The sequence below is a fragment of the Pseudomonas sp. NPDC087615 genome, from assembly GCF_044743445.1.
GTDB lineage: Bacteria > Pseudomonadota > Gammaproteobacteria > Pseudomonadales > Pseudomonadaceae > Aquipseudomonas > Aquipseudomonas baetica_A.
In genome coordinates, this window is record NZ_JBIUWM010000015.1 from 3,540 (window position 1) to 27,177 (window position 23,638).

Here is a 23,638-nt window from a genome sequence, read left to right on the forward strand (position 1 = left end):
TCGTCGACAGTGCCTTCCATTTCGAAGCTGTCTTCTTTCGACATGCAGTAAAGCCCTCGGTATCCAATGAATGGCCCGGTGCAACTGCGCCAGGCAAAAGCGGCGTGCATTGTGCCCGAAAAATGGCGTTTACGCCAAGGGGTTTAGGGCTTGGGTTTAGTTCAGGATCACCCAGCGCTGATTAATCAGCAGTTCGATGGGGCGATACTGGGTCTTGTAGTTCATCTTTTTGCAGTTCTTGATCCAGTAACCCAGGTAAACCGCCTCAAGCCCCATGCGTTGGCTTTCGGCAATTTGCCACAGGATGGCGAAGCGGCCCAGGCTGCGGCGCTCTTCGGCGGGCTCGTAGAAGGTGTACACCGCTGACAAGCCGTTCGGTAGCAAATCGGTCACTGCCACCGCCAGCAACCGTCCGTCGAGACGAAATTCGTAAAAGCGCGAGAAGGGCAGATCACGTACCAAAAACGTGGAGAATTGATCGCGGCTCGGCGGATACATGTCGCCGTCAGCGTGACGCTGTTCGATGTAGCGCTGGTACAGGTCGAAATATTCTTCGCTGAATTTGGGTTTGGCCGGATGAACCTGCAAATCGGCGTTGCGCTTGAAAATGCGCTTTTGCTGACGATTGGGGGTGAATAGCGCCACCGGAATGCGTGCAGGCACGCACGCATTGCAATTCTGGCAATGGGGGCGATACAGATGATCGCCGCTGCGACGAAAGCCCATTTCCGACAGATCTGCGTAAACATGCACATCCATGGGCTGGCTCGGGTCGAGAAACAGGGTCGTGGCCTGCTCCTCGGGCAGATAACTGCAAGAGTGAGGCTGAGTGGCATAGAACTTCAAACGCGCCAACTCGGTCATGATCAACCCTCGGGATAAGCTGGTGAATTAAGTGTAAGCCACGCGCGCAAAAGTCGCTCAGCAAACCCAGGTCGCATGATTGGGCTGATCCAGATGCCGAGCCAGATAATCCGCGAATTCGTGGCGGGGAATCGCCCGGGCGCCGAGGCTGTGCAGATGATCGGTCGGCATCTGGCAGTCGATCAGCACAAACCCCGAGTTCTTCAGGTGCTGTACCAAGGTGGCAAAGCCATATTTGGAGGCGTTATCAGCGCGGCTGAACATCGATTCACCAAAAAACAGCTGTCCCATCGCCAAGCCATACAGGCCACCGACCAGTTCGCCCTGATCCCGGACTTCCACTGAATGAGCGAAGCCGCGCCGGTGGAGTTCAATGTAGGCCTCCTGCATGGCTTCGGTGATCCAGGTGCCATCGGCGTAGTCCCGTGGCGCGGCGCAGGCGTGGATCACCGCCTCAAAGTCCTGGTCGAAGGTGACCTGGTAGCGTGCTTGGCGCAGTAATTTGCCGAGACTGCGCGAGACATGCAGTTCGTCGGGAAATAGCACGGTGCGAGGGTCCGGTGACCACCAGAGAATCGGCTGGCCCTCGGAAAACCATGGGAAGCAGCCATGACGATAAGCCTGAATCAGGCGATCGGCGGACAAGTCGCCGCCCGCGGCGAGCAGTCCATTGGGGTCGCGCATGGCCTTTTCCAGCGGCGGAAAAGTCAGGGTATTACGTTGTAACCAAGTCAGCATGGCATCCAGGCTTGCAGAAGGGGAGGGCGGTGTGGGCTGTTAGCCCGCGGTAAAGTGTGCCGCTAAATGGCGCGAATGTCGTGCCGATCCTGCCTGACGTTTGCAGTGTTGCAACTTGGCAAGCTTGATGTGGTCGTAAGCGAGCGGCGTGGTCGGGCATGCTGTGGGTGGCGATGCTTCGCTATGTTCATCAAATACACCTCATAAGCCTTTGTCACAAAAGACAATGCGTGCTCAAATTGAATCGCAGGTTCTGTACGCTTGGCTATGCTCAAACCTGGGCTTTGAAGCATGGCATCAGACGCACAAACCCGTACAATGCCGGGCTGTTACAGAATATTCGCTGCGTGCGATGCTTATGGCTGTGTTTATGAAAGCATCAGCGCAATGTTAAAAGTAGTCTCAGTTGTGCCCGTCAACTTTTTTACCTGTCTGGATCCGGCAGTTTTTTATCGTCATTCAATAGATGGACGCGCCTTGGGCGCAGGAATAGAAGCGTTTTGAAGAAATCCACCGCAGCACCAAAAACAGTCGTTCCGCTCTGGCGTCAGCAATTGCACTACCGGCTCAAGGAAGGTGCGTTGATCGCCATCGGCGCTTTGTGCCTGTTCCTGATGATGGCCTTGCTGACCTACGGCAAGGACGATCCGGGCTGGAGCCATAACAGCAAGATCGACGATGTGCAGAATTTCGGCGGCCCAGCAGGCTCCTACAGCGCCGACATCCTGTTCATGGTGCTCGGTTATTTCGCCTATATCTTCCCGTTGCTGCTGGCGATCAAGGCCTATCAGATTTTCCGCCAGCGCCACGAGCAGTGGCAGTGGAGCGGGTGGTTGTTCTCCTGGCGGCTGATCGGTCTGGTGTTTTTGGTGTTGTCCGGCGCTGCGCTGGCACACATCCACTTTCACGCCGCGACCGGTCTGCCGGCCGGTGCCGGTGGTGCCTTGGGCGAGAGTCTCGGCGATCTGGCGAAGAATGCGCTGAATATCCAGGGCAGTACGCTGCTGTTCATCGCGCTGTTTCTGTTCGGCCTGACCGTCTTCACCGACCTGTCGTGGTTCAAGGTGATGGACATCACCGGCAAGATCACCCTCGACCTGTTCGAGCTGTTCCAGGGCGCGCTCAACCGCTGGTGGTCGGCGCGAACCGAACGCAAACAACTGGTTGCGCAACTGCGTGAAGTCGATGACCGCGTCCATGATGTCGTTGCCCCGAGCGTCACCGACAAACGTGAGCAGGCCAAGGTCAAAGAGCGCTTGATCGAACGCGAGCAGGCCCTGAGCAAGCACATGTCCGAGCGCGAGAAGCAGGTGCCGCCGGTCATCGCGCCAGCGCCGGTCAAGGCGCCGGAGCCAAGCAAGCGCGTGCAGAAAGAGAAACAGGCACCGTTGTTCGTCGACAGCGCCGTGGAAGGCACCTTGCCACCCATTTCGATCCTAGACCCTGCGGAAAAGAAACAACTCAATTATTCGCCGGAATCCCTGGCTGCGGTCGGCCACTTGCTGGAGATCAAACTCAAGGAGTTCGGCGTCGAGGTCACGGTAGATTCGATTCACCCGGGCCCGGTGATTACCCGTTACGAAATTCAGCCCGCCGCTGGCGTCAAAGTCAGTCGCATCGCCAACCTGGCGAAAGACCTCGCGCGTTCCCTGGCGGTGACCAGTGTGCGCGTGGTCGAAGTGATTCCGGGCAAGACCACGGTCGGTATCGAGATCCCGAACGAAGACCGGCAGATCGTGCGCTTCTCCGAAGTGCTGTCGACGCCTGAGTACGACAACTTCAAATCACCGGTCACGTTGGCGTTGGGTCACGACATCGGCGGCAAACCGGTCATTACCGATCTGGCGAAGATGCCGCACTTACTGGTAGCCGGTACCACCGGTTCCGGTAAGTCGGTGGGTGTGAACGCGATGATTCTGTCGATTCTGTTCAAGTCCGGCCCGGAAGACGCCAAACTGATCATGATCGACCCGAAAATGCTTGAACTGTCGATCTACGAAGGCATTCCGCATTTGCTCTGCCCGGTGGTCACCGACATGAAGGACGCCGCCAATGCCCTGCGCTGGAGCGTTGCGGAGATGGAGCGTCGCTATAAGCTGATGGCGAAGATGGGCGTGCGTAACCTGTCCGGCTTCAACGCCAAGGTCAAGGAAGCGCAGGACGCCGGTGAACCGTTGAGCGATCCGCTGTACAAGCGTGAAAGCATTCATGACGAAGCGCCGCTGCTGAGCAAGCTGCCGACCATCGTCGTGGTCGTCGATGAATTCGCCGACATGATGATGATCGTCGGCAAGAAGGTTGAAGAGTTGATTGCCCGGATCGCGCAGAAAGCACGGGCGGCAGGTATTCACTTGATTCTCGCGACCCAGCGGCCGTCGGTGGACGTGATCACCGGTCTGATCAAGGCCAACATTCCGACGCGTATGGCGTTCCAGGTGTCGAGCAAGATTGACTCGCGGACCATCATCGACCAGGGCGGCGCCGAACAACTGCTCGGCCACGGTGACATGCTCTACATGCCGCCGGGCACCAGCCTGCCGATCCGGGTTCACGGGGCGTTCGTTTCCGACGAAGAAGTACACCGCGTGGTTGAAGCGTGGAAACTGCGCGGCGCACCGGAATACAACGACGACATCCTCAACGGTGTCGAAGAGGCGGGCAGCGGCTTCGAGGGCAGCAGCGGTGGTGGCGACGGCGATGATCCGGAAGCCGATGCGCTATATGACGAAGCGGTTCAGTTCGTCCTCGAAAGCCGTCGCGCATCGATTTCCGCGGTGCAGCGCAAGCTGAAAATCGGCTACAACCGCGCCGCACGAATGATCGAAGCCATGGAAATGGCCGGTGTCGTCACCTCAATGAACACCAATGGGTCGCGTGAAGTCCTGGCTCCGGGCCCGGTACGCGACTGATTCAGCGCCCCTGATGACTAACAAAAGGACGGCGCAATGATGCGCCGTCCCCTCCCAACGAGTATTCAAGAGGACTCCCATGCGTCTTATCCGCATGCTGCTGCCAGTACTGGCTTTGACCACACTCACGGCCCACGCCGATGACAAGGACGTGGCTCGTCTGACCCAATTGTTGGAAACCTCCAAGACCCTGACCGCTAACTTCTCGCAACTGACCCTCGATGGCAGCGGCACTCAGTTGCAGGAAACCACTGGCGACATGACCCTGCAGCGCCCGGGCCTGTTCTACTGGCACACCAATGCGCCGGCCGAGCAGACCATGGTCTCCGACGGCAAGAAAGTCACCCTGTGGGACCCGGATCTGGAACAGGCCACCATCAAGAAGCTCGACGAGCGTCTGACCCAGACTCCAGCGCTGCTGCTGTCGGGTGACGTGTCGAAAATCAGCCAGAGCTTCGACATCTCGGCGAAAGAGGCGGGCGGCGTGATCGACTTCACCCTCAAGCCGAAAACCAAGGACACCCTGTTCGATAATCTGCGCCTGTCGTTCCGCAACGGTCTGCTCAATGACATGCAACTGATCGACAGCGTTGGTCAGCGCACCAACATCCTGTTCACCGGGGTGAAGGCCAACGAAGCGGTGCCGGCGTCCAAGTTCAAGTTCGACATCCCGAAGGGGGCTGACGTCATCCAGGAATAAGCTCCCAAACCCCTTGTGGGAGCGAGCCTGCTCGCGAAAGCGGTATATCAGTCACCTTCAATGTTGAATGACAAATTGCCTTCGCGAGCAGGCTCGTTCCCACAGGGGCAATCATCGGTCTCAAGATCTACTAGAGGTTTCAACGGTACGTGATGGATCTGTTTCGCAGTGCACCGATTGCCCAGCCGCTGGCCGCGCGTTTACGTGCGACCAATCTGGATGAGTATGTCGGTCAGGAGCACGTGCTCGCTCGCGGCAAGCCTCTGCGTGAGGCGCTGGAGCAGGGTGCCCTGCATTCGATGATCTTCTGGGGGCCGCCGGGCGTGGGCAAGACCACGCTGGCGCGATTGCTCGCCGAAGTCTCCGACGCGCACTTCGAAACGGTCTCGGCGGTCCTCGCCGGGGTCAAAGAGATCCGTCAGGCCGTTGAAATCGCCAAGCAGCAGGCCGGCCAGTACGGCAAGCGCACGATTTTGTTCGTCGATGAAGTGCACCGCTTCAACAAGTCCCAGCAGGATGCATTTCTGCCCTACGTTGAAGACGGCACGCTGATCTTCATTGGCGCTACCACCGAAAACCCTTCGTTTGAACTGAACAACGCGCTGTTGTCGCGGGCCCGCGTCTATGTGCTGAAAAGCCTCGACGAGGCGGCGCTGCGCAAGCTTGTCCACCGTGCGCTCACCGAAGAGCGCGGCTTGGGCAAGCGCAACCTGACGTTGAGCGATGAAGGCTTCCAGATGCTGTTGTCCGCCGCCGATGGCGATGGGCGGCGGCTGCTCAATCTCCTGGAGAACGCTTCGGATCTGGCCGAAGACGACAGCGAGATCGGCATCGAACTCCTGCAAAGTCTGCTAGGTGACACCCGTCGTCGTTTCGACAAGGGCGGTGAGGCGTTCTATGACCAGATATCCGCGCTGCACAAATCAGTGCGCGGTTCCAATCCGGATGGCGCGTTGTACTGGTTTGCACGGATGATCGACGGCGGTTGCGACCCGCTGTACCTGGCCCGGCGCGTGGTGCGCATGGCTAGTGAAGACATCGGCAATGCCGACCCGCGTGCCCTCAGCCTTTGCCTGGCGGCGTGGGAAGTGCAGGAACGCCTTGGCAGTCCGGAAGGCGAGTTGGCGGTGGCCCAGGCCATTACGTATCTGGCCTGCGCACCGAAAAGCAACGCTGTGTACATGGGCTTCAAAACCGCTTTGCGCGCTGCTGCTGAAAACGGCTCGCTGGAGGTGCCGCTGCATCTGCGCAACGCACCGACCAAACTGATGAAACAATTGGGCTACGGCGACGAATACCGTTACGCCCATGACGAGCCGGACGCCTATGCGGCCGGCGAAGACTATTTCCCGGAAGAACTCGAGCCGATTCCGTTCTATCAGCCGGTGCCGCGTGGCCTGGAATTGAAGATCGGCGAGAAGCTCAATCACCTTGCCCAACTCGACCGTTTAAGCCCAAGACAGCGGAGAAAATAGTGATTCCATTGATTGTTGCGGTCTCCATCGGCGGGGCCGCCGGTACGTTGTTGCGCTTTGCTAGCGGCAATTGGATCAATGCCAATTGGCCGCGGCACTTCTATACCGCGACGCTGGCCGTTAATATCGTGGGCTGTCTGCTGATTGGCGTGTTGTACGGCCTGTTTTTGATCCGCCCGGACGTGCCGATTGAGTTGCGTGCCGGGTTGATCGTTGGCTTCCTGGGTGGGCTGACGACTTTTTCATCCTTTTCACTGGATACGGTGCGCCTGCTGGAAAGCGGGCAAGTGCCGCTGGCCTTGGGCTATGCGGCTATCAGCGTATTCGGCGGGCTGCTCGCGACGTGGGCTGGCCTGTCTTTGACCAAACTTTGATAACGAGAAACCGACATGCTCGATTCCAAACTGTTACGTAGCAACCTTCAGGACGTAGCGGACCGCCTGGCTTCCCGTGGCTTTGCCCTGGATACCGCGCGCATCGAAGCGCTGGAAGAACAGCGCAAGACCGTCCAGACCCGCACCGAAGCACTGCAGGCTGAGCGTAACGCGCGTTCCAAATCCATCGGTCAAGCCAAACAGCGTGGCGAAGACATCGCACCGCTGATGGCGGACGTCGAGCGCATGGCGGGCGAATTGAGCGCCGGTAAAGTTGAGCTGGACGCGATTCAGACCGAACTGGACTCGATCCTGCTCGGCATCCCGAACCTGCCGCACGAATCCGTGCCGGTCGGCAAAGACGAAGATGACAACGTCGAAGTGCGCCGCTGGGGCACTCCGACCGCGTTCGATTTCCCTGTTCAAGACCACGTTGCCTTGGGCGAGAAGTTCGGCTGGCTGGACTTTGAAACCGCCGCCAAACTGTCCGGCGCACGTTTTGCCCTGCTGCGTGGCCCGATTGCCCGTCTGCACCGCGCATTGGCGCAGTTCATGATCAACCTGCACGTCAACGAGCACGGCTATGAAGAGGCTTACACGCCTTATCTGGTTCAGGCTCCGGCGCTGCAAGGTACTGGTCAATTGCCGAAGTTCGAAGAAGACCTGTTCAAGATTGCTCGCGAAGGCGAAGCCGATCTGTACCTGATCCCGACGGCGGAAGTGTCGCTGACCAACATCGTTGCCGGCGAAATCGTTGATTCGAAACTGTTGCCAATCAAGTTCGTCGCCCATACCCCGTGTTTCCGTAGCGAGGCGGGTGCGTCGGGCCGTGACACCCGCGGCATGATCCGTCAGCACCAGTTCGACAAGGTTGAAATGGTCCAGATCGTTGAGCCGTCGACCTCGATGCAAGCGCTGGAAGGCCTGACCGCCAACGCCGAGAAAGTCCTGCAACTGCTCGGCCTGCCTTACCGCACGCTGGCACTGTGCACCGGCGACATGGGCTTCAGCGCGGTCAAGACTTACGACCTGGAAGTGTGGATTCCGAGCCAGGACAAATACCGCGAAATCTCGTCGTGCTCCAACTGCGGCGATTTCCAGGCCCGTCGTATGCAAGCGCGGTTCCGCAATCCGGAAACCGGCAAGCCTGAACTGGTACACACCCTCAACGGTTCCGGTCTGGCTGTTGGCCGCACGCTGGTTGCCGTGCTGGAAAACTACCAGCAGGCCGACGGTTCGATCCGCGTGCCGGACGTGCTGAAGCCTTACATGGGTGGCCTTGAGGTCATCGGCTAAATGAAATATCTGCCGCTGTTTCACAACCTGCGCGGCAGTCCTGTGTTGGTCGTCGGTGGGGGGGAAATTGCCTTGCGCAAATCCCGTCTGCTGGCCGATGCCGGTGCGCTGCTGCGGGTGGTTGCACCTGAAATCGAAACACAACTGCGTGAGCTGGTCGTGGCCAGCGGTGGCGAATGCCTGGTGCGCGGTTACGCTGAAGCGGATCTGGACGGTTGCGTGCTGATCATCGCCGCCACTGACGACGAAGCGCTTAACGCTCAAGTCTCCACTGATGCCCATCGGCGTTGCGTGCCGGTCAACGTGGTCGACGCCCCGGCCTTGTGCAGCGTGATCTTCCCGGCGATCGTTGATCGCTCGCCGCTGATCGTTGCGATCTCCAGCGGCGGTGATGCGCCGGTGCTGGCCCGGTTGATCCGCGCCAAGATCGAAACCTGGATTCCATCGACCTACGGACAACTGGCCGGTCTCGCCGCGCGTTTCCGTAATCAGGTGAAAAGCCTGTTTCCGGATGTGCAGCAGCGTCGTGGGTTCTGGGAAGACGTGTTTCAGGGGCCGATTGCAGACCGACAACTGGCCGGGCAGGGCGCTGAGGCCGAGCGTCTGCTGCAAGCGAAAATCGATGGCGAAGCGCAGATCACCACGGGTGAGGTGTATCTGGTGGGAGCAGGGCCCGGTGATCCCGATCTGCTGACCTTCCGTGCGCTGCGTCTGATGCAACAGGCTGACGTCGTGCTGTATGACCGTTTGGTTGCACCGGCCATTCTTGATCTGTGCCGCCGCGATGCCGAGCGTGTTTACGTCGGCAAGCGTCGCGCCGACCACGCCGTGCCGCAGGATCAGATCAACCAGCAATTGGTCGATCTGGCCAAGGCCGGCAAGCGAGTCGTGCGATTGAAGGGCGGTGATCCATTCATCTTCGGCCGTGGCGGCGAAGAGATCGAGGAACTGGCCGCGCACGGCATTCCATTCCAGGTCGTACCAGGCATCACTGCAGCCAGCGGTTGCGCGGCGTACGCCGGGATTCCACTGACCCATCGTGATTACGCGCAGTCAGTGCGCTTTGTCACCGGGCACTTGAAGGACGGTTCCACCGATCTGCCATGGGTCGACCTTGTCGCCCCTGCGCAGACGTTGGTGTTCTACATGGGCCTGGTGGGGTTGCCGGTGATTTGCGAGCAGTTGATCAAGCACGGTCGCTCGGCGGACACCCCGGCAGCGCTGATTCAGCAGGGCACCACGGTCAACCAGCGCGTCTTTACCGGCACGCTGGCTGACTTGCCGCGAATGGTGGCGGAGCATGAAGTGCATGCGCCGACACTGGTGATCGTCGGTGAAGTGGTGCAACTGCGCGAGAAACTGGCGTGGTTTGAAGGGGCTCAGGCGCAGGTCTGAAGACCGCGTCATCTCATTCGCGAGCAAGCTCGCTCCCACATTGGATTTGTGAACGACACAGATCTACTGTGGGAGCGAGCTTGCTCGCGAAGAGGCCCTCAAAAACACCGAATCAACTAACCCCTCTGCCACACCCCTTCCCCATTCAACCGCGCCCGATCATGGGCCACGGTAAAGTCCTGCTCTGGCCCCTTCGGCACAACCCCCGTCGGATTGATGGTCTTGTGACTGCCGTAGTAGTGATTTTTGATGTGCTGAAAATCCACCGTCTCGGCTATCCCTGGCCACTGATACAGCTCACGTAGCCAGTTCGACAGGTTCGGGTAGTCGGCAATCCGTCGCAGGTTGCACTTGAAGTGCCCGTGATAGACCGCATCAAAGCGAATCATCGTGGTGAACAAGCGGATGTCTGCTTCCGTCAGGTACTCGCCGGATAGATAGCGATTGGCACCGAGCACACGCTCCAGATGATCCAGTTCTGCAAACACCTCATCGAACGCTTCTTCATAAGCCTGTTGCGACGTGGCAAACCCGGCGCGATATACGCCGTTGTTCACGGCGGGATAGATTCGTTCATTGAGCGCATCGATCTCACCGCGCAGTGGCGCTGGGTAGAAGTCCAGATCGTTGGCGGTCAAACCATCGAAGGCGCTGTTGAACATGCGGATGATTTCCGCTGACTCGTTACTGACGATGCGCTTGAGTTTCTTGTCCCACAACACCGGCACCGTGACGCGACCGGTGTAGTCGGCGGTGTCAGCGGTGTAGCGCTGGTGCATGAAATCGAAGTGATCGAGCTTGTCACCGGTAGAGCCTAGCGACGTGTCGAAGGTCCAGCCGTTCTCCAGCATCAACCAACTGACTACCGAGACGTCGATCAGACTTTCCAGACCTTTGAGTTTGCGCAGAATCAGCGTGCGGTGCGCCCATGGACAGGCGAGGGAAACGTAGAGGTGATAGCGCCCGGTTTCGGCGGCAAAACCACCTTCACCGCTAGGGCCGGGCTTGCCGTCAGGGGTGACCCAGTGGCGGCGTTGCGCCTGTTCGCGCTGGAACGCGCCATCCTTGCTGCTTTCGTACCACTTGTCCTGCCAACGGCCATCCACTAATAAACCCATGTTCAAGACTCCTGAAACCAATAATCGTTGGCGTCGAGTCTATTCCCATGAGTTCGAACAAAAAGCGCAAAGATCAGGCGCAAATGATCGGTTAAATCGATTTATCCCGCGCGGTCCAGTATTGCTCGGCGGTTTCGAATGCCTGCTCACGGCTCTGGCCCAGACCGCGTAGGGCGAGTGCCATGGTCGAGATCAACGCCATCTGCGGATAGCTGTCGACGACATCGCCGCGCCACACGGTTTTCAAATGATCGACGTCCAGCGAGGCTGGTTTGACGTGGCGTTGCGCCGACATTTGTGGCCATTCCTCGTCCCAGCTCTCGCCGCCAGTCGTGCCGTACAGGTGACTGGTGGCATCCGGGTTGATCTCGATTTCGCCGCCATCACCCTTGACCACAATCGCTGTGTCACCGAGCAAACCACTGGCGTCGCGATGCACGGCCTGGTAGCCCGGGTGGAAAATGCTTTGCAGCCCACAGCGTGCGCTCAGCGGATTGAGAATCCGCGCCAGCGAGTGGATCGGTGAACGCAGACCCAGCGTGTTGCGCAGGTCGATCATCTTTTGCAGTGGCGCCGCCCAGTCCACCAGCGGCATGAACGCCAGCCCGCCGTTGTCCAGTGCTGTGCCGACCTGTTGCCAGTTGCGGCACAGCGGGATATTCAGTTCGCCCAGCAATTGCTCGCTGTACAGGCGTCCGGCGGTGTGCGCGCCGCCGCCGTGCATGAAGATGCGTATGCCGTTATGCGCCAGGCACTTGGCCGCCAGCAGATACCACGGCAGGTGGCGTTTCTTGCCGGCGTAGGTCGGCCAGTCCAGATCGACATTCAGCGCGGGTGCCTGCAATCGTTCGCGCAGGGCCTCGGTGAAACCGGCCATTTCTTCGGCGCTTTCTTCCTTGTGCCGCAGCAACATCAGAAACGCGCCGAGCTGGGTGTCTTCGACCTTGCCGTCGAGCACCATGCCCATGGCTTCTCGGGCTTCCTCACGGGTCAGATCGCGGGCGCCGCGCTTACCCTTGCCAAGAATTCGCACAAATTGAGCGAACGGATGTTCGGCGGGTGTTTCGAGGGTGAGCGCTGGAAAGTCGGTCATAAGCAATTCGTCGGTTTGGGCAGGCCCGCCAGTTTCGCGGCGAGTTTGGCGGGGGTGCCTTTGAACAATCGGTTCAGGTGCAGGCTGTTGCCTTTGTCCGGTCCGAGTTTTAACGCGGTGTATTTGATCAGCGGCCGAGTGGCCGGCGACAGCTGGAATTCGGCATAGAAGCTGCGCAGCAGTTCGAGGACTTCCCAGTGTTCTGGCGTCAACTCGATACCTTCGGCGGCGGCGAGGGCGGCGGCGACATCGTGGGACCAATCGTTCAGATCAACCAGAAAGCCGTCCTTGTCCAGGTCGATGGCGCGGTCGCCGAGGGTCATGGAATTCATAGCCAACTGTTGACCTTGTCGTGCTGGATCGACAGTTCGACGAACGCCGGATAATCGATCGCTTGAGCCCAGTCTGGAACCTGCACAGCGCGGGCCTGCGCGTCTTCGGCCAAGACGAAAAGCTTGATTTGACGGTTTTGCAGTGCAGCGAACGGCGCGGTGTTCGGTTGTAGTGCGTACACCGCGTCACCCGACAACAGCAATGCATCGGCGCTGCCGATCAAGCGCAGGCAACTGGTCAGGCGATCGTCGCCGAATGGGGAGTGAGACAACACATGCAAAGTCGACATCAGAGGGTGATCACCTGGTCGTAACGGTCAATAAGGGCGGTGATTTGCTCGGCAGCGAGCGGTTGTGCTTCGTCCAGCGATAGATCGGCGAGGCCACGCGTGCTGGCGCTGTCGGCGCAGTAGAACAACTCTTCTACGCCAAACATCGGCAGCGCTTGCAGATTGGCGCTCAGGTCTTTCTGTTGCAGCGCCTTGGCGTTTTGTCCAGCGGCCAATTGCAGCACTCCGTCATCGAGAAACAGCAGGCCTATCGGCAAATCGAAAGCACCGCCCGCCAGCACGATATCCAGCGTTTCGCGGGCGCCGGGGCCGGACCACGGTGATTGGCGGCTGATGATCAACAAGGATTTGGCCATCTCACGCGCCTCCGAAACAGATCAGGCGGTCAGCGTCTTGCACCGCGTCATGCAACTGGCCGAGGCCGGACAATTCCCACGGCGCACTGACGGAGACGGCGCCGCGTTGGTAGCGCTTGGCTTCTTCGGCGTTCAGCACCCCACGGCGCAGGGCCGCGGCGATGCACACCACGCCGTCCAGTTGTTGCTCGCTGATGAAAGCGCGCCACTGCTTGGGCACATCCAGTTCGTCCTGCGGGGTGACCACCGCGTCGCAGGCGTTGTGGACGCCGTCCTGATAGAAAAACAGCCGGACAATCTCATGCCCTCCGGCCAGAGCGGCCTGCGCAAACAGCAGGGCACGGCGCGAGGAGGGCGCATGGGCGGCGGAAAACAACGCGATGGCGAACTTCATGACGGACTCGATCAGCAAAACTGCGGCCATGATAAAGCTTTATCGGCGAGGCGGCTAAATCGAAGTTGTCTGCTGGCGATTGCGTAGGGTCAGGCAAAAAAATGCTGAGTCGTCAGCGCGGCATGTAACCCAATTGCCAGCGCCTGGGAATTTTCAGAGAGAGCAGCCCGATCATCGCGGCCAGCACACCGCTGACGAACATCGCCTTGAGTCCTAGATGATGTTCCAGCACCGCGCCCAGAATTGCACCGACAAACATCCCGCTCCACGGCACGAGCTGCACGCGCCAGCCACTGCGCCGCTCTCCGAGCAACCATCGGCCCAGGCCACGTCCAAACCGCGATAATGCGCCAGTGACATAGGTGAGCCCTACCGGTAGCCCATTCACTTCTTCGACGGACGCGTTGAGCATGCCCATCGCAATGATCGCTGCGAGCAGCGCTGGCAGTTGCGTATCAAACGGCCAGGCCGCCGACGCGCAGAGCAGGGTGGCGATGCAGAGCAGCAGCGGCAGCGCCCGGCGTCCGCCGAGACGCGCGACGAGCACGCCCAAGGCATTACCGACAATGAACGTCACGACAAGAATCACCAGGCGCACGGTCAGCCCGATATCGCCATCACTGATCGCCACCGCCAGTCGGGTGGTGTTGCCGCTCATGAACGAAACGAAGTCGCCGCTGGCCATGAAGCCGATGGCGTCAGTCATTCCGGCCAGTACCGACAGGCTGGCAACCAGCGCCAGGCCCACACGCCCGCGCCATTTTTGCTTGTGCAGATGGCCGGGGCTGGCGCGGTGAGTCGAGGCGGATGGCAGCATCGGCGAAAGTGTCCTTGAGCGGCGGTTAGGGTTCTATGCCATACAGATCGCAGTATTCCAGCCATTCCATGCCGGCCATCTCCGCGACTTCACGATGCACTTCCAGACGCTGCGCCTGATACTCCTCAGGCGAATCGGCGGTCAGTTTCAAGGTCAGTTCCCAAGCGAACAAGCCAAGGCTTTCTGCCTCCTCTTCATAGGCTTCGTGCAGACGTTCTTCGCGAAACTGCGCTTGGGTTTCGCCTTTGGCCTGGGCCAGCAATGGATTGAGGTGGTCGAGGGTTTCGCGCAAATCAGGTCGCGCGTCGAGAAATAGTTTCAGGGCATGTTCATGTCGCTGGTCGGTAGGCGCCATGTGTTTTCCTTTGTGAGGCTGATGACCTTAGGTTGCCGTAGCTGACAGCGCATGTCGCGCTATAAATGCAGTAAAGCAGAACGATTTCTGCTGCTGCGATGATACAGTCCGCTTTTTTCTGAATGAGCGAACGCAATGCGAATTCTGATGGTAGCGCTGGCGGCGACGCTGCTGGCCGGTTGCGCGGGCCCCGCGATGAACGATGCTCGCACCAAAACCCCTTACAAGGTTTTGACTTCGGACAAGGCGGAGAAAGTAGTGGCTCAGTGTGTGCAATTCGGCTGGCAGGATGAAGCGGTTTTCGGCGTTGATGCCGCCGCGTATCTGGAATCGCGCCAGCAGGGTGGCACGACGGTTTATACCCGTTCGGCTGAGTCGTTTGTCGATGTGCTCACGGGGCCATCGGGCACGACGCTGAATTATTACGCGCAGAAGGATGATTTTGTCGCCAAGCGGCGGTTGGCGGCGTTGGCGACTTGTCTCTGATCGTGCGTTGAAGCGTCTGCCGTCTTCGCGAGCAAGCCCGCCCCCACATTTGAATGCAATCCAATGTGGGGGCGGCTTGCTTACAAAGGCGCTACTGAATTCAATCTACAAGTCGCTTCTGGAAAAAGTGTCGCTTGTGCCCCAGCGGATAATCCGCAATCTCGCCACACTCGCTATAGCCCACTTTCTTGTAAAAATCAGGCGCCTGAAACGAGAAGGTGTCGAGCCAGATCCCCACGCAGTCTTTCTTGCGCGCAAGCTCTTCGGCCATCTGCATCAATTTTGAGCCGATGCCCTGACCGCGCCCCTCTTCCGGCACCGCCAACAGTTCAATGAACATCCACCGATAGAACGTGTGGCCATACAGGCCGCCAAGGATCGCGTCGTGCTCGTCACGGACCAATAGTGCAATGGGCTCCAGTGTCGAGGGACCTGCTTTGGCGACGTTGTGGGCACGCAGCGGCGCCAGAATGGCGTTGCGTTGTTCTTCGTTTGGGTTCTCTGACAACTCGATGCGCAAGTTCATGCATGACTTCCTTGTGGAGTAAGGCGCCAGACTATCCTGCCTGGTGGTCGTGTTCCAAGCGTCAGTTTAAAACCGCAGGAACCACTGCTCCCGCGCCGGGGTCTAGCCTTTTACAGCGTCATTCCAGCACGCGGTTGATGAGGACACCCCATGAACATTTTCGAAGCCCTTCGCGAGAGCCACGACCGCCAGCGCAGCTACGCCAAAGCCTTGGTCAAGACCAGTGGCGACAGCCCCGAGCGGGTCGAGGCCTACAAACAGCTCAAAGCCGAACTGCAAGCTCATGAAACGGCTGAAGAGCGCCACTTCTACATCCCGCTGATGGAGTTCGACAACGGTGTCGATCTCAGCCGCCATGCCATTTCCGAGCACCATGAAATGGACGAAATGATGGAAGAGCTGGACGAGACCGAGATGTCCAGTCCGGCATGGCTGGCGACGGCGAAAAAGCTCTCGGACAAGGTCCACCACCACCTTGAGGAAGAGGAGCAGAAGTTCTTCCAGATGGCCGGAAAGTTGCTCGACGAGAAACAGAAAGAGCAGCTCGCCGGGCAGTACGAAAAGGAGTTCCAGGCTCAACTGCCTTGAGTCGCCGATGCACGATTTTGTAACCTCGACGCGTACGCCTTTGGCTATGTGTCGAGTACGAATCGCCACAATTAACTGTGTTTATATCCAGTATTCTGGCCGCTTTACCGATGATGCCCGGTCGGACTGCGACAAAACCGCCGATGGACAAAAAATCCGTCTCCGTTAGCTTGGAGGCCTCTCCTCGGAAAGGAGAGTTCTTAAATCAACGGAGTGAAAAACATGAATCAACCCCTAACACAAACCCAACTGCGACACGGTCGCGTCACCTCCCCGGCGAGCCGTGGTGCGGTCGCTATCGAGCAAGGATTGCTCGGTGCCTGGCAGGTCAATGAAATGGAAGGTGGCAAGAACTTCCCGGCACTGGCTGCCGGGCCGTTTCCGGCGCCCTACGAAACCGACTCTGACAGTGTCGCGCCACCCGCTGACGGCTACATTCTCAGTGGCGGCAAGACCGATCCCCGCGACTGCGTGAACTTCACCAACGACGAAATGAGCAAAAAGCTCGGTCGTCCGTTCGCTTGGCCACTGCTCAATGTCACGCCGGGTCAGACCCTGGAAGTCAATTGGACATACACCGCGCCGCACACCACGCGTGGTTATCGCTGGCTGATCACCAAGGATGGCTGGGACTCGAAACAACGCATCACCCGGGCACAACTGGAAGCACAACCGTTCTTCGAAGACTTCTACACTCAGGTGCCGTATTACAGCCATTCGGCCGATATGAAGGCCAAGGTTAACCACGAGGTAAAGCTTCCGACGAACAAGAAGGGGCATCACGTCATCGTACTGATGTGGATCGTCGCCAACACCGGCAACGCTTTCTATCAGGCCTTCGACGTCGACTTCAAATAACGGCGCAACGTCGCCAAACCCACACGTTCTGAAGGATTAGAACATGTCAAAAATTGATTTTTCTCTGGTGCAAAACGCGGCGAGCGATGCTGCTGCGCTGATGCCGAGCATTGCCGGTAAAAAGATCCTCATGGGCTTCTGGCACAACTGGCCGGCGGGGCCGAGCGACGGTTATCGTCAGGGCCGATTCGCCAGCATCACGCTGGAGGATGTACCCAAGGAATACAACGTGGTCGCAGTGGCCTTCATGAGAGGCAACGGTATCCCGACCTTCAAGCCATTCAACGTTTCCGATGCCGAGTTCCGCCGTCAGGTTGGCGTGCTCAACAGTCAGGGGCGGGCCGTCCTGATTTCCCTGGGTGGCGCCGATGCGCACATCGAGTTGCGCAGCGGTCAGGAGCAACCGCTTGCCAATGAAATCATCCGTCTGGTGGAAACCTACGGTTTTGATGGGCTGGACATCGATCTTGAACAGAGCGCGATTGATTTCGCTGCCAACAAGACGGTTCTGCCGGCTGCGCTGAAACTGGTCAAGGATCACTACGCCGGCCAAGGCAAGCACTTCATCATCAGCATGGCCCCGGAGTTCCCGTATCTCACCAGCACCGGCAAATACGTCGGCTACCTGCAAGCGCTGGAAGGCTACTACGACTTCATCGCCCCGCAGTTCTACAACCAGGGTGGCGACGGGGTCTGGGTGCCTGAGGCCAACAACGGCGCCGGTGCGTGGATCGCGCAGAACAACGACGCGCTCAAAGAGGACTTCCTTTATTACCTGACCGAAAGTCTGGTGACGGGGACTCGGGGATTCACGAAGATCGCGGCGGACAAATTCGTCATCGGTCTGCCGGCCAACGTCGATGCGGCGGCCACCGGTTATGTGATCGACAAAACCGTGGTGGGCAATGTGCTCAAACGGCTGGCCATCAAGGGGCATCCGATCAAGGGCCTGATGACTTGGTCGGTTAACTGGGACAACGGTGTGAGCAAGGACCGCGTGCCTTACAACTGGGAGTTCAGCCGGCGTTATGGGCCGCTGATTCACGGTACCCTCGCGAGTTAGTTGCAACTGAGTGAGCCCGGTAGCGCTGCCGGGCTTTTTTTGTTGCAGAGATTGTTCGACCATGGCTGCTTACCGATGAAAAAGGGATCAGGCGCCATGTCTACCACAGCCGAGCGGGTCAATATCATCGACACTCAGGTGTTGTCCCACGACTGGTATCTATTGAAGAAAATCACCTTCGACTATCACCGAAATAACGGGGAGTGGCAGCGCCAGACTCGCGAGGTCTATGACCGGGGTAATGGCGCAGCGATTCTGCTGTTCAATCGAGAGAAGCGTTCGGTGGTATTGACCCGTCAGTTCCGCTTGCCGGTGTTTGTCAACGGCCATGACGGTTTGCTGATCGAAGTGGCGGCGGGGTTACTTGAAGGTGAGGCCCCTGAACAACGGATTCGTGCCGAGGCTGAAGAAGAAACCGGCTATCGCGTCAGTGAAGTGAAGAAGGTCTTCGAGGCGTACATGAGCCCTGGCTCTGTGACAGAGAAACTGCACTTCTTTATTGCCGAATATGATGCGGCATCGAAGGTCAGCGAAGGTGGGGGCCTGGAAGAAGAGACTGAAGAACTGGACGTGCTGGAGTGGTCTTTTGATGATGCGCTGGCAGCGTTTTATCGCGGCGAGATCTGCGATGCCAAGACCATCATGCTGTTGCAGTATGCGGCGATGAAAAACCTGTTCGCTGCCTGAATCCAGAGCGAACCGGCTGTAGCATCGGAGCAAACCCATAGAGGCGAGGGAACTTGCTCCGCTGGGCTGCGAAGCGGCTCCGAGTTTTTCGCCAGCGCTGCGCCCTAGTGCGGGTATCAACAGCGCCCAGCCTACCGTTTGAACGGGCAGGCGCAATGCGCAAACCCGGCCATACTGCTTGTTGCGTTTGAAGCGTTCCCCTCTGTTTTGCACAGCCCCTAAAACAAAAAAGAGATCGACTCATGAAGTACGAACCTTTGACCAAATCGCTGATTGCGACCTCACTGGCACTCAGTTGCCTGATGGCTCACGCCGCGTCGGTGGCGCCGGTTGCCGCCGAAAACGGCATGGTGGTGACCGCGCAACACCTGGCCACTCATGTGGGCGTCGATGTATTGAAAAGTGGCGGTAACGCGGTGGATGCGGCGGTGGCGGTGGGTTATGCGCTGGCGGTGGTTTATCCCGCTGCGGGCAATCTTGGTGGTGGCGGCTTCATGACCATTCAACTGGCGGACGGGCGCAAGACCTTTCTCGACTTCCGCGAAAAAGCCCCACTGGCCGCGACCGCCAACATGTACCTCGACAAGGAAGGTAACGTCATCCCCGACCTGAGTACCCGTGGGCACCTGGCGGTCGGCGTGCCCGGCACTGTGTCCGGTATGGAATTGGCGCTGAGCAAGTACGGGACAAAACCACGCACGGAGATGATCGCCCCGGCGATTAAATTGGCCGAGGACGGATTCGAACTGGAGCAGGGTGACGTCGAGCTGCTCGAATACGCCACCGACGTGTTCAAAAAGGACATGCGTGATTCCGGCTCGATTTTCCTCAGCAACGGCGAGCCGATGCAGGTCGGGCAAAAACTGGTGCAGAAAGACCTCGGCAAAACCCTGCGCACCATTTCCGAAAAAGGCGCCGAGGGTTTCTATAAAGGCTGGGTAGCCGACGCCATCGTCACGTCCAGTCAGGCCAACAAAGGCATCATCACCCAAGCCGACCTCGATAAATACACGACTCGCGAGCTGGCGCCCATTGAGTGCGACTACCGTGGCTATCACGTGGTTTCGGCGCCACCACCGAGCTCCGGCGGTGTGGTGATCTGCGAGATCATGAACATTCTCGAGGGCTATCCGATGAAGGAACTGGGCTTCCATTCGGCCCAGGGCATGCACTACCAGATCGAAGCGATGCGCCACGCTTACGTGGATCGCAACAGTTACCTCGGTGATCCGGATTTCGTCAAAAATCCGATCGAGCACCTATTGGACAAAAACTATGCGACCCAACTGCGCAGTGCGATCCAGCCGCAGAAGGCGGGCGTATCGGCTGAGTTGAAACCCGGCGTCGCGCCCCATGAAGGTAGCAACACCACGCACTATTCGATCGTCGACAAGTGGGGCAATGCGGTGTCGGTCACTTACACCCTCAATGACTGGTTTGGCGCGGGCGTGATGGCGAGCAAGACCGGGGTGATCCTCAATGACGAAATGGACGATTTCACTTCCAAGGTCGGCGTGCCGAATATGTACGGTCTGGTGCAGGGCGAAGCCAATTCCATTGCGCCGGGCAAGGCACCGCTGTCGTCGATGAGCCCGACCATCGTCACCAAGGACGGCAAAGTGGTCATGGTGGTCGGCACGCCGGGTGGCAGCCGCATCATCACGGCCACCTTGCTGACCATGCTCAACGTCATCGACTACGGCATGGGCTTGCAGGAAGCGGTTGATGCGCCGCGTTTCCATCAACAGTGGATGCCGGAAGAAACCAACCTCGAAGACTTCGCCGCCAGCCCGGACACGAAGAAAATCCTCGAGAGCTGGGGCCACAAGTTTGCCGGGCCGCAGGATGCCAACCACATTGCCGCGATTCTGGTGGGTGCGCCATCGCTGGGTGGCAAGCCAGTAGGGAAAAACCGTTTCTATGGCGCCAACGACCCACGTCGCAATACCGGGTTGTCGCTGGGTTACTGAAAGGCGTAAAAAAGGGGGCGGGCTCACGTCCGTCCCCGCCTCAAGGATTGATCAAGGAAGGCTCATCATGACAACCGCATTACTGATCATCGACGTCCAGCGTGCCCTGTGCTCGGGCCAATACCAGTGCTACGACATCCTCCGCGTGATCGACACCATCAACGACCTCAGCGCCCGCGCGCGTCAGTCAGGGGTTCCGGTGGTGTTCATTCAGCATGAGGAAAACGACAGCCCCCTGGCCCATGGCGCCGAAGGCTGGCAACTCGCCGAAGGACTTGAGACCTCAGCGAACGATCTGCGAGTACGCAAAACCACACCGGACTCTTTCTATCAGACCGATCTGAGCAAGCTGCTGCCGATCGAAGACTTTGAAAGCCTGGTGATCTGCGGCCTGCAGACCGACTACTGCGTCAATGCCACCGTGCGCCAGGCCCATCAGTTGGGCTACGACGTGGTGCTGGCCTCTGACGCTCATTCCACCCTTGATAACGGCAACATGAAGGCTGAAGACATCATTGCCGAACACAACAAAGACCTCGCGCACCTGACCGGTTCCGTGGCGCGGGTCGACGTCAAACCTGCGACCGAAGTCTGTTTCTAGCTACATTGACCAAGCCAGTCCTGAGTTGAACGCGTTCCGCTTTTGTGCAGCGGCGCTGCAATCAGTCTGATAAAACCTGAGACAAGGGTGGTTGTGACCAAATATTTAAAAAGTCACAAGTTGTCAGTCCTCGGCAGGGTGAGTAAGCTTCTCTCATGAATCAACCATCAAGATCTTCATCCTCGCCGAGCACTCGCGGCCCAGCCGATCACGACATTCGAGACCAGATTGTCGAGGCGGCCAACGAGCATTTTAGCCAGTATGGTTACGGTAAAACCACGGTTTCCGACCTGGCGAAGGCGATAGGTTTTTCCAAAGCCTACATCTATAAGTTTTTTGATTCCAAGCAGGCGATCGGTGAAGCCATTTGCTCCAATTGTCTGGGGCAAATCGTTGCAGCAGTCGAACAGGCTGTTAACGCAGAGGACATTTCTCCGACTGAACGTTTGCGCAGGCTGGTAAAAACCGTGATTGCTACGGGTGTGAACCTGTTTTTCAACGATCGAAAACTCTATGACATCGCGGCATTTGCCGCATCGGAGCGCTGGCCCAGTTCGCAAGTTTATGATGCACATATCAAGCGCTTTATCTTTGACATTGTGCGTGAAGGTCGGGAGGCCGGGGAGTTCGAGCGCAAGACCCCGCTGGACGAGACCGTCGAAGCGATCCATCTCGCGCTACGGCCCTTCGTCAATCCATTGTTACTGCAGCACAATCTGGATTTTATTGAAGTGGCGCCTACGCTGACTTCTAACCTCATCTTGCGTAGCCTCATGCCTTGACCATGCCTTGATCCAGATGTTTAGGCATTGGAATCAAGACGGTCTATTGCTCATCGATTTCTGTTTTTCGACCCCCCTGCGTCAGGAGAAGCATGTGATTTTCATTGTTTGTGACTATTGACTGAAATGGTCACTTGGATAGTATGGGTTTCTGTAGTGCTCAACGTTCTATTTCAGTGATACCCATAGAGTCCAAACAATGAAAAAAATAATGCTCAAGATCCCCCTTGGCCTTGCTGTCGCTTTGGCTTGCGCTGATGTATCTGCCGGTGGCTTTGCGCTCAATGAGCAAAGCGTTAGTGGCATGGGGTCCGGTTTTGCTGGTCGCTCCTCCTCTGCGGAAGATGCCAGCACCGTTTTCGGCAATCCAGCGGGGATGTCGCGACTGAAAACTGAACAGGTCAGCGTGGGTGCGGCAACGCTGTTCGCGAAGTCCGACATTAAACAGACTCGTAGTACGTTTGGGGGGAAGGAAGACGGCGACATGGTGCCGACAACCACGGTACCGATGGGATATTACGTCAAGCCTATCGATGATCATTGGGCGTTCGGTGTCGGGTTTTACGTGCCTTTTGGCCTGATCACCGATTACGGCAGTGGTTTTGCCGGACGCTATTACGCGAACAAGAGCGAAGTTACGACACTGACTTTTCAGCCCACAGTCAGTTATGCCTTCAACGACAGAGTTTCGATCGGATTCGGTCCGACCATCAATCGTATCAGCGGTGAGATATCGGGCATGGTTCCTAATCCGCTAAGCCCTGGCCGCAATGACGGAAAACTAAAAAGTGCGGGCGACGATACTGCGCTAGGTTTCAATGCGGGTATTTTGGTACAGGCGACAGATCAAACCCGCTTGGGGCTGACCTACCATTCCAAGGTCAGTTACCACCTGGATGCCAAAACCAAAGTCAGCGATGGCATCTTCAGCTTGCTTGGCGTCAGCGGTCGTAGCTATGACGCATCAATGGACGTGGACACCCCGGAGTCGGTGGATTTTTCGGTGACCCATCAGTTCAATAACGACTGGACGCTCTATGTTGGAAGTACCTGGACGCGCTGGAGCCGATTTAAAGATCTGACGATTGAGAACAGCGGCTTGCCGCCATTACTGAGCGGCCAGTTGGGTACTATTTCCGAAGAGCAGAACTGGCATGATACGTGGGCTCACGCGATCGGTGCGGCGTATCAGTTGAATAACCAATGGGTACTCCGTGCAGGGTTTTCGGTGGATCAGTCCCCCACCAACAATACCAATCGGGGTCCCCGCATTCCTACCGGCGACCGAAAGGTCATCAGCTTCGGTGCTGGCTGGACTCCAGCGGAAAATGTCACGGTCGATGTTGCTTATTCCTATCTTTGGGAGGAGAGCGTACAGATCAGCGAGGCCTCGGCAACCAGAGGTTCATACAGTGCCAAATACAAGAACAGTGCCAGTGGGCTCGGTACTTCGATTAGTTACCGTTTCTAGCTGAGCGCTGGCGGCGCCACAGGTATCAGGGGCGGGAGCATGTGTTGTCTCCCGACTCTCAAGTACATGTTTTCGGCCTTTACTCTCCCAGCCAAAGTTT

The 23,638-nt window shown here is 58.1% G+C and carries 25 protein-coding genes and 1 pseudogene; 15 read left to right on the forward strand and 11 right to left on the reverse strand.

Annotated elements, in window-relative coordinates:
* Positions 1 to 156 precede the first annotated feature (156 nt).
* Together ACIOU6_RS09720 and aat are read right to left on the reverse strand one after the other, a co-directional pair.
* The gene (locus ACIOU6_RS09720; protein ID WP_339434079.1) at positions 157 to 864 is read right to left on the reverse strand and encodes an arginyltransferase; all 708 of its coding nucleotides are present in this window, start codon (positions 862 to 864) and stop codon (positions 157 to 159) included.
* Positions 865 to 921: 57 nt separating this feature from the next.
* Complete coding sequence (gene aat, locus ACIOU6_RS09725; protein ID WP_221730376.1) at positions 922 to 1,602, reverse strand: leucyl/phenylalanyl-tRNA--protein transferase; 681 nt, start codon at positions 1,600 to 1,602, stop codon at positions 922 to 924.
* A gap of 500 nt (positions 1,603 to 2,102) precedes the next feature.
* On the opposite strand from aat, the gene ACIOU6_RS09730 reads away from it, so the two are divergent.
* The 6 genes from ACIOU6_RS09730 to cysG all read left to right on the forward strand — a co-directional run bounded on the left by ACIOU6_RS09730 (position 2,103) and on the right by cysG (position 9,751).
* On the forward strand, positions 2,103 to 4,511 hold the full coding sequence (locus ACIOU6_RS09730) for a DNA translocase FtsK (protein ID WP_221730375.1): 2,409 nt from the start codon (positions 2,103 to 2,105) through the stop codon (positions 4,509 to 4,511).
* Between the two features lie 79 nt (positions 4,512 to 4,590).
* Positions 4,591 to 5,211 (forward strand): outer membrane lipoprotein chaperone LolA, encoded by a 621-nt coding sequence (gene lolA, locus ACIOU6_RS09735; RefSeq protein ID WP_401135717.1) that lies wholly within the window; start codon positions 4,591 to 4,593, stop codon positions 5,209 to 5,211.
* 152 nt (positions 5,212 to 5,363) lie between these two features.
* Positions 5,364 to 6,686, forward strand: coding sequence for a replication-associated recombination protein A (locus ACIOU6_RS09740; RefSeq protein ID WP_401135720.1), 1,323 nt, complete (start codon positions 5,364 to 5,366; stop codon positions 6,684 to 6,686).
* Complete coding sequence (gene crcB / locus ACIOU6_RS09745) at positions 6,686 to 7,060, forward strand: fluoride efflux transporter CrcB (RefSeq protein ID WP_401135722.1); 375 nt, start codon at positions 6,686 to 6,688, stop codon at positions 7,058 to 7,060. Before ACIOU6_RS09740 ends, crcB begins: the two co-directional genes overlap by 1 nt.
* A gap of 15 nt (positions 7,061 to 7,075) precedes the next feature.
* Complete coding sequence (gene serS, locus ACIOU6_RS09750) at positions 7,076 to 8,356, forward strand: serine--tRNA ligase (RefSeq protein ID WP_221730371.1); 1,281 nt, start codon at positions 7,076 to 7,078, stop codon at positions 8,354 to 8,356.
* Positions 8,357 to 9,751, forward strand: a complete 1,395-nt coding sequence (cysG, locus tag ACIOU6_RS09755; RefSeq protein WP_221730370.1) for a siroheme synthase CysG — start codon at positions 8,357 to 8,359, stop codon at positions 9,749 to 9,751.
* Positions 9,752 to 9,867: 116 nt separating this feature from the next.
* Here cysG and ACIOU6_RS09760 read toward each other — a convergent pair whose 3' ends face one another.
* From ACIOU6_RS09760 to ACIOU6_RS09795, 8 genes are all read right to left on the reverse strand, one after another.
* Positions 9,868 to 10,869, reverse strand: coding sequence for a glutathione S-transferase family protein (locus ACIOU6_RS09760; protein WP_401135724.1), 1,002 nt, complete (start codon positions 10,867 to 10,869; stop codon positions 9,868 to 9,870).
* A gap of 91 nt (positions 10,870 to 10,960) precedes the next feature.
* On the reverse strand, positions 10,961 to 11,962 hold the full coding sequence (locus ACIOU6_RS09765) for a glycosyl transferase family protein (RefSeq protein WP_401135727.1): 1,002 nt from the start codon (positions 11,960 to 11,962) through the stop codon (positions 10,961 to 10,963).
* A complete protein-coding gene (locus tag ACIOU6_RS09770; RefSeq protein ID WP_339495205.1) occupies positions 11,959 to 12,294 on the reverse strand; it encodes a TusE/DsrC/DsvC family sulfur relay protein in 336 nt (111 codons plus the stop codon). Before ACIOU6_RS09770 ends, ACIOU6_RS09765 begins: the two co-directional genes overlap by 4 nt.
* The gene (gene tusB / locus ACIOU6_RS09775; RefSeq protein WP_221730366.1) at positions 12,291 to 12,584 is read right to left on the reverse strand and encodes a sulfurtransferase complex subunit TusB; all 294 of its coding nucleotides are present in this window, start codon (positions 12,582 to 12,584) and stop codon (positions 12,291 to 12,293) included. Before tusB ends, ACIOU6_RS09770 begins: the two co-directional genes overlap by 4 nt.
* A complete protein-coding gene (gene tusC, locus ACIOU6_RS09780; protein WP_221730365.1) occupies positions 12,584 to 12,940 on the reverse strand; it encodes a sulfurtransferase complex subunit TusC in 357 nt (118 codons plus the stop codon). The genes tusB and tusC overlap by 1 nt, the downstream gene beginning before the upstream one ends.
* 1 nt (position 12,941) lies before the next feature.
* Positions 12,942 to 13,334, reverse strand: a complete 393-nt coding sequence (gene tusD / locus ACIOU6_RS09785; RefSeq protein WP_221730364.1) for a sulfurtransferase complex subunit TusD — start codon at positions 13,332 to 13,334, stop codon at positions 12,942 to 12,944.
* Positions 13,335 to 13,446: 112 nt separating this feature from the next.
* The gene (locus tag ACIOU6_RS09790) at positions 13,447 to 14,151 is read right to left on the reverse strand and encodes a YoaK family protein (protein ID WP_221730363.1); all 705 of its coding nucleotides are present in this window, start codon (positions 14,149 to 14,151) and stop codon (positions 13,447 to 13,449) included.
* 25 nt (positions 14,152 to 14,176) lie between these two features.
* A complete protein-coding gene (locus tag ACIOU6_RS09795) occupies positions 14,177 to 14,506 on the reverse strand; it encodes a DUF6388 family protein (protein WP_221730362.1) in 330 nt (109 codons plus the stop codon).
* Between the two features lie 135 nt (positions 14,507 to 14,641).
* Between ACIOU6_RS09795 and ACIOU6_RS09800 the strand changes: the two genes are divergently transcribed.
* Positions 14,642 to 14,992 (forward strand): hypothetical protein, encoded by a 351-nt coding sequence (locus ACIOU6_RS09800; RefSeq protein ID WP_221730361.1) that lies wholly within the window; start codon positions 14,642 to 14,644, stop codon positions 14,990 to 14,992.
* A 100-nt stretch (positions 14,993 to 15,092) separates the two neighbouring features.
* Here the strand turns inward: ACIOU6_RS09800 and ACIOU6_RS09805 are convergent, their stop codons facing one another.
* Entirely contained in the window at positions 15,093 to 15,518 is a 426-nt protein-coding gene (locus tag ACIOU6_RS09805; RefSeq protein ID WP_221730360.1) for an N-acetyltransferase, read from the reverse strand.
* A 150-nt stretch (positions 15,519 to 15,668) separates the two neighbouring features.
* On the opposite strand from ACIOU6_RS09805, the gene ACIOU6_RS09810 reads away from it, so the two are divergent.
* The 8 genes and pseudogenes from ACIOU6_RS09810 (at position 15,669) to ACIOU6_RS09845 (ending at position 23,538) form a co-directional block, all read left to right on the forward strand.
* Positions 15,669 to 16,106, forward strand: a complete 438-nt coding sequence (locus ACIOU6_RS09810) for a hemerythrin domain-containing protein (RefSeq protein ID WP_339434095.1) — start codon at positions 15,669 to 15,671, stop codon at positions 16,104 to 16,106.
* Positions 16,107 to 16,328: 222 nt separating this feature from the next.
* A complete protein-coding gene (locus ACIOU6_RS09815) occupies positions 16,329 to 16,964 on the forward strand; it encodes a lytic polysaccharide monooxygenase auxiliary activity family 9 protein (RefSeq protein WP_401135734.1) in 636 nt (211 codons plus the stop codon).
* A 43-nt stretch (positions 16,965 to 17,007) separates the two neighbouring features.
* Positions 17,008 to 18,009 (forward strand): annotated as a pseudogene (locus tag ACIOU6_RS09820) (chitinase); the annotation flags it as partial.
* A gap of 114 nt (positions 18,010 to 18,123) precedes the next feature.
* Positions 18,124 to 18,714 carry an NUDIX domain-containing protein gene (locus ACIOU6_RS09825; RefSeq protein WP_221730356.1) on the forward strand — a complete coding sequence of 197 codons (591 nt, stop codon included), beginning with the start codon at positions 18,124 to 18,126 and terminating at the stop codon, positions 18,712 to 18,714.
* 242 nt (positions 18,715 to 18,956) lie between these two features.
* Positions 18,957 to 20,684, forward strand: a complete 1,728-nt coding sequence (gene ggt, locus ACIOU6_RS09830; RefSeq protein ID WP_401135737.1) for a gamma-glutamyltransferase — start codon at positions 18,957 to 18,959, stop codon at positions 20,682 to 20,684.
* 67 nt (positions 20,685 to 20,751) lie between these two features.
* Positions 20,752 to 21,285: a cysteine hydrolase family protein gene (locus ACIOU6_RS09835; protein WP_401135740.1), complete on the forward strand. Its 534-nt coding sequence runs from the start codon at positions 20,752 to 20,754 to the stop codon at positions 21,283 to 21,285.
* A gap of 155 nt (positions 21,286 to 21,440) precedes the next feature.
* Positions 21,441 to 22,067, forward strand: coding sequence for a TetR/AcrR family transcriptional regulator (locus ACIOU6_RS09840; protein ID WP_221730353.1), 627 nt, complete (start codon positions 21,441 to 21,443; stop codon positions 22,065 to 22,067).
* 199 nt (positions 22,068 to 22,266) lie between these two features.
* Positions 22,267 to 23,538 (forward strand): OmpP1/FadL family transporter, encoded by a 1,272-nt coding sequence (locus ACIOU6_RS09845; RefSeq protein ID WP_401135742.1) that lies wholly within the window; start codon positions 22,267 to 22,269, stop codon positions 23,536 to 23,538.
* Positions 23,539 to 23,638: the final 100 nt, after the last annotated feature.

Excerpts from the sequence above, each read along its gene's own strand:
- serS (WP_221730371.1), top strand. The coding sequence starts at position 7,076 with ATGCTCGATTCCAAACTGTTACGTAGCAACCTTCAGGACGTAGCGGAC.
- cysG (WP_221730370.1), top strand. The coding sequence starts at position 8,357 with ATGAAATATCTGCCGCTGTTTCACAACCTGCGCGGCAGTCCTGTGTTG.
- ggt (WP_401135737.1), top strand. The coding sequence starts at position 18,957 with ATGAAGTACGAACCTTTGACCAAATCGCTGATTGCGACCTCACTGGCA.
- aat (WP_221730376.1), bottom strand. The coding sequence starts at position 1,602 with ATGCTGACTTGGTTACAACGTAATACCCTGACTTTTCCGCCGCTGGAA.
- ACIOU6_RS09790 (WP_221730363.1), bottom strand. The coding sequence starts at position 14,151 with ATGCTGCCATCCGCCTCGACTCACCGCGCCAGCCCCGGCCATCTGCAC.
- ACIOU6_RS09720 (WP_339434079.1), bottom strand. The coding sequence starts at position 864 with ATGACCGAGTTGGCGCGTTTGAAGTTCTATGCCACTCAGCCTCACTCT.
- ACIOU6_RS09805 (WP_221730360.1), bottom strand. The coding sequence starts at position 15,518 with ATGAACTTGCGCATCGAGTTGTCAGAGAACCCAAACGAAGAACAACGC.
- tusD (WP_221730364.1), bottom strand. The coding sequence starts at position 13,334 with ATGAAGTTCGCCATCGCGTTGTTTTCCGCCGCCCATGCGCCCTCCTCG.
- ACIOU6_RS09815 (WP_401135734.1), top strand. The coding sequence starts at position 16,329 with ATGAATCAACCCCTAACACAAACCCAACTGCGACACGGTCGCGTCACC.
- ACIOU6_RS09795 (WP_221730362.1), bottom strand. The coding sequence starts at position 14,506 with ATGGCGCCTACCGACCAGCGACATGAACATGCCCTGAAACTATTTCTC.
- ACIOU6_RS09845 (WP_401135742.1), top strand. The coding sequence starts at position 22,267 with ATGAAAAAAATAATGCTCAAGATCCCCCTTGGCCTTGCTGTCGCTTTG.
- ACIOU6_RS09840 (WP_221730353.1), top strand. The coding sequence starts at position 21,441 with ATGAATCAACCATCAAGATCTTCATCCTCGCCGAGCACTCGCGGCCCA.
- lolA (WP_401135717.1), top strand. The coding sequence starts at position 4,591 with ATGCGTCTTATCCGCATGCTGCTGCCAGTACTGGCTTTGACCACACTC.
- ACIOU6_RS09825 (WP_221730356.1), top strand. The coding sequence starts at position 18,124 with ATGTCTACCACAGCCGAGCGGGTCAATATCATCGACACTCAGGTGTTG.
- ACIOU6_RS09740 (WP_401135720.1), top strand. The coding sequence starts at position 5,364 with ATGGATCTGTTTCGCAGTGCACCGATTGCCCAGCCGCTGGCCGCGCGT.
- ACIOU6_RS09800 (WP_221730361.1), top strand. The coding sequence starts at position 14,642 with ATGCGAATTCTGATGGTAGCGCTGGCGGCGACGCTGCTGGCCGGTTGC.
- ACIOU6_RS09835 (WP_401135740.1), top strand. The coding sequence starts at position 20,752 with ATGACAACCGCATTACTGATCATCGACGTCCAGCGTGCCCTGTGCTCG.
- tusB (WP_221730366.1), bottom strand. The coding sequence starts at position 12,584 with ATGTCGACTTTGCATGTGTTGTCTCACTCCCCATTCGGCGACGATCGC.
- ACIOU6_RS09810 (WP_339434095.1), top strand. The coding sequence starts at position 15,669 with ATGAACATTTTCGAAGCCCTTCGCGAGAGCCACGACCGCCAGCGCAGC.
- tusC (WP_221730365.1), bottom strand. The coding sequence starts at position 12,940 with ATGGCCAAATCCTTGTTGATCATCAGCCGCCAATCACCGTGGTCCGGC.
- ACIOU6_RS09760 (WP_401135724.1), bottom strand. The coding sequence starts at position 10,869 with ATGGGTTTATTAGTGGATGGCCGTTGGCAGGACAAGTGGTACGAAAGC.
- ACIOU6_RS09765 (WP_401135727.1), bottom strand. The coding sequence starts at position 11,962 with ATGACCGACTTTCCAGCGCTCACCCTCGAAACACCCGCCGAACATCCG.
- ACIOU6_RS09770 (WP_339495205.1), bottom strand. The coding sequence starts at position 12,294 with ATGAATTCCATGACCCTCGGCGACCGCGCCATCGACCTGGACAAGGAC.